2 pseudogenes are annotated in these 919 nt (G+C 69.9%); both read right to left on the minus strand.

From position 1 onward, the window contains the following. Window positions 1-320 (minus strand): annotated as a pseudogene (locus tag D3A59_RS24945) (benzoyl-CoA 2,3-epoxidase subunit BoxB); the annotation flags it as partial. 95 nt (window positions 321-415) lie between these two features. Then, window positions 416-919, minus strand: a pseudogene (locus tag D3A59_RS24950) (2,3-epoxybenzoyl-CoA dihydrolase); the annotation flags it as partial.

The following is a 919-nucleotide window of genomic DNA, read 5'->3' on the forward strand; positions in this document are numbered from 1 at the left end:
TGCTCGCCGGGCACGTCCTGCCAGGCGGCCTCGCCCTTGTGCTCGCCGAAGTGGATCCGCCGGCCCTCCTCCTTCGGGTTCATGAAGATGCCCCAGCGGTAGTCGGGCATCTTCACGTGGCCGAACTGCGCCCAGCCCTGCGGGTCGACGCTGATCGCGGTGCGCAGGTAGACGTCGAAGTCCTGCGAGCCCTCGGGGCCCATGTCGCCCCACCAGTTCAGGAAGTTGGGCTGCCACTGCTCGAGCGCGCGCTGCAGCGTGCGGTCCTCGGACAGGTTGACGTTGTTGGGGATCTTCTCGCTGTAGTTGATGGCCGACATGTCGGGTCTCCGCTTCTTCAGTGCATCGGGTGGAGAGATTCGGGATGCCGCCGCCGCGCGCTCCACCGGGGTTCGCGCGGCGCGGCGGATCGGGATCAGACGCGGTTGAGGTCGAACTGGGCCTTGTCGCCCTTGCCGTAGACCTTCAGCGCGCCCTTGTCGCCGACGGCGTTCGGGCGGTTGAAGATCCAGTTCTGCCAGGCCGACAGCCGCCCGAAGATGCGCGTCTCCATCGTCTCCTTCTGCGCGAAGCGCAGGTTGGCCTCGAGGCCCGTGAGCGCATCCGGCGACATCGCCGCGCGCTCCTCGATCGCAAGGCGGATCTCGTCGGCCCAGTCGATGTCGTCGAGCGCGTAGGTCACGAGGCCGAGCGCCTGCGCGGCGTCGGCGTCGAGCGCCTGGCCGATCGCGGCGCGTGCCGCGTCCAGCGGGCCGGCTTCCTCGTAGAAGCGGCGCGCCAGGCGCGACTGGCCGTTGACCATCGGCCAGGTGCCGAAATTGAGCTCGCTGAGCGCGAGGCGCGGCGCCTGCTCGGGGGTATCGGGCAGCGCCAGCATGTAGGCGCGGTCGGCGGCGAAGGCGAGCTCGGCGAGCGTGCC

The sequence above is a fragment of the Caldimonas tepidiphila genome (assembly GCF_003569765.1).
GTDB classification, from domain to species: domain Bacteria; phylum Pseudomonadota; class Gammaproteobacteria; order Burkholderiales; family Burkholderiaceae_C; genus Caldimonas; species Caldimonas tepidiphila.